We start from the raw sequence: 3058 nt of genomic DNA, 5'->3' as shown, positions 1-3058 counted from the left end.
AGTTGTGGGAGCGCACCCTGTGCGCGACTGCGGAAACGAAAGAGCCACGCCCCTCGCGAGGCGTGGCTCCGGCCTTTCGTCGTACGCGTTCGCTTACCAGATCTTCACGCGATCCGCCGGCGCCAGGTACAGCGTCTCGCCCGCCTTGGGCTGGAACGCGTCATACCAGGCGTCGATGTTGCGCACCGTCTGCGCGCGGAAGCGACCCGGCGCGTGTTCGTTGCCGACCACGCGGGCACGCAGCGCGGCATCACGGATCTTCTCGCGCCAGCTCTGGCCGAAGGCGAGGAAGAAGCGCTGGTCGCCGCTCAGGCCGTCGATCACCGGGGCCGGCTTGCCGCCCAGCGATTTGTGATAGGCCAGGTAGGCGATGGTCAGGCCCGACACGTCGGCGATGTTTTCACCCAATGTCTGCTGGCCATTCACGTGCAGGCCGGGCAGGGCTTCATAGGCGTTGAACTGCGCGACCAGTTTCTGGCCCGCGGCCTTGAAGTGCGCCTGGTCTTCCGGCGTCCACCAGTTGGCGAGGTTGCCCTGCGCGTCGAACTCGGCACCAAGGTTGTCGAAGCTGTGGCTGATCTCGTGGCCGATCACCGCGCCGATGGAGCCGTAGTTGGCGGCTGCGTCGGCCTTCGGATCGAAGAACGGCGCCTCGAGGATGGCGGCGGGGAAATTCAGCGCGTTCTGCAGCGGCAGGTTCACCGCGTTCACCGTCTGCGGCGTCATCCACCATTCGCCGCGATCCACCGGCTGGCTGAGCTTGGCGAGCTGGTGCTCGTACTCGTGTTTCTGCGCGCGCTGCATATTGCCCAGCGCGTCGTCGGCCTTGATCTCAAGCGTGCCGTAGTCGCGCCAGGTTTCCGGATAGCCCACGCTCACGCGGATGCTGGCGATCTTGGCCTTCGCCTTCTGGCGCGTGGCGGGCGTCATCCAGTCCAGGTGATCCACGCGCTCGTCGAACGCGGTGAGGATGTTCTTCACCATCTGCTCGACCTGCGTCTTGGACGAGGCAGGGAAATACTTCTTGACGTAGATCTGGCCGACGGCGTCGCCCAGCGAGATGTTGGTGCTGGAGATGGCGCGCTTCCAGCGGTCGCGCTGCTTGGGCGTGCCCGACAGCGTCTGGCCGTAGAAGCCGAAGCTGAGGTCGGCGTAGGCCTTGGGCAGCAGGCTGGCGCTCTCGTTGAGGGCGTGGAAGCTGAGGTAGTCCTTCCAGGTCTGCAGCGGCTCGCTGGCGGTCAGCGCGGACAGGCCCTTGATGCCCGGCACCTGCCACACGTCGACGATCTTCTGCTGGTCCAGTCCGGCCGCCTTGAAGTAGGCGTTCCAGTCCAGGCCCGGCGCTTTCTTGGCGAAGTCGCCGAGTACCCAGGGGTTGTTGGCCTTGTGGATGTCCTGGCTGTCGACGATGTCGACCTGCGCCTTGGCGATCTTGGTTTCCAGGTCGAGGATGTTCTTCGCCTTGGCGTCCGCATCGGCCATGCCGGCCTGCTTGAGCAGGGCGGCGACATAGGCCTGGTACTTCCCGCGCGTATCCACCATCGCCTTGTCGTCGGAGAGGTAGTAGTCGCGCGTGGGCATGCCGAGGCCGCCCTGCAGCAGGTAAGGAATGTTGCGCGAGGCATCTTCCAGGCCGTGGGAGACGAACAGGCCGAACAGGTGCTCGGTCTGGAAGTTGGTGGCATTCACCGGGTCGACGTCGGCGCGCAGGCCTGCGCCGAGCACGCGGGCGAGATCGGCCTTGCTGGCGATCGCGTTGATGTCCTTCAGCTGAGGCTCGAGCGGGGCAAGGCCGCGCTTCTCGATGGTGGCCTCGTCCATGAAGGCGGCGTAGTAGTCGGCGATCTTGCGCTGGTTGCTGCCAGCCGCGGCGTTGCTGGCGGCCGCTTCCTTGATCAGGTCGGCGTTGCGCTGCTCGGCCTTCAGGAACACCTGCAGGAACACGCCCGTGCTGGAGCGGTCCGCCGGGATCTCGGCGGTCTTCTTCCATGCGCCGTTGGCGTAGTTGTCGAAGTCGTCGCCCGGCTTGACGCTGTGGTCGATGCCGGCCAGATCGATGCCGCTGGCGCTGCGCGCCGGTGCCTGGGCCGCCATGGGCTGTGCGGGCGTCGCGGCCAGCGCGCAGGTGCTGGTCAGCGCAGCCGCCGTGAGAATCCAACGAAATTGCCGCATGGGCGGTCTCCTGGGGTGGGAAAAGGGAATAACGATAGTCCCTGCGCCCCGCGGGCGGGGCATGACTTTTGGGCTAGGGGCGATCGTTTTCCTGTGGGAGCGCACCCTGTGCGCGACAGGCAGCAGAAGTCCCGGACGCCGCGGTCGCGCACAGGGTGCGCTCCCACAAGGATTTCGGAACTGCCGCTATCGCTCGTAACGATAGTTGAGGCTTGCGCGGTTGAATTCGGTGGCGTTCTGCGCCTCGAAGTTCCAGTGCTGGCTGAAGTGGTAGCGCAGGGTGATCACCTGGCCAGGATCGAACAGGCCCACGCCGTAGCTCAGGTAGAGCCGTGGCGAGAGGTACTTGCCCACGGTGAAGGCGGAACTGCCGTTGAGCGCATCGCTGCTGCTCACGCCCACGTCGTCGAACCCCAGGCGGGAGCCGATGCTCTTGGCCAGCAGGTTGCCCGTGGCCGAGCCGAGCGCCTGCGCAGCGGCGCCCACCATGTTGCCTTCGCCGCCCTTCACCTGCGAGAGCGGTTTGCCGGTGACCAGGTAGGAGAGCGCGTCGGACTGTTCCATCACCGGCTGCGAGAACACGGTGAGCGTGGGGCGCTGCGCGGTGCCGGCGACATACAGGCCCACCTTTTGCCCGTCGTCGATGGTCGCGTTTGGATTGAGCTTGCGCACGGCGCGGATGTCGAGGCCCGGGTTGTCGATGGGCGTGGTGGCGAACAACAGCTGGCCGCGCTCGATCTGCAGGTTCTGGCCGTAGGCCTTGTAGGTGCCGTCGACTTCGATCTGGCCCTGGCCGGTGGTGGCGCGGCCAGGCCGCTCGCTGACCACGAGCTGGCCATGCAACCGGCCGTCCAGGCCCATGCCGACCAGGTGCGCCTTGTCGCCG

At 66.4% G+C, this 3058-nt stretch carries 2 protein-coding genes; both read right to left on the bottom strand.

The features are described from left to right. Nucleotides 1-93: 93 nt before the first annotated feature. The gene (locus tag JMF82_RS21710) at nucleotides 94-2172 is read right to left on the bottom strand and encodes a M13 family metallopeptidase (protein WP_201316602.1); all 2079 of its coding nucleotides are present in this window, start codon (nucleotides 2170-2172) and stop codon (nucleotides 94-96) included. Between the two features lie 186 nt (nucleotides 2173-2358). Beyond that, the coding region (locus JMF82_RS21705) for a translocation/assembly module TamB domain-containing protein (RefSeq protein ID WP_201316601.1) at nucleotides 2359-3058 on the bottom strand (700 nt) is incomplete at its 5' end.

Source organism: Dyella sp. EPa41, assembly GCF_016586165.1.
In the GTDB taxonomy this organism is placed as follows: domain Bacteria; phylum Pseudomonadota; class Gammaproteobacteria; order Xanthomonadales; family Rhodanobacteraceae; genus Dyella.
Note: the sequence above shows the minus strand (reverse complement) of the source record. Positions and strands in the feature narration are given on the sequence as shown.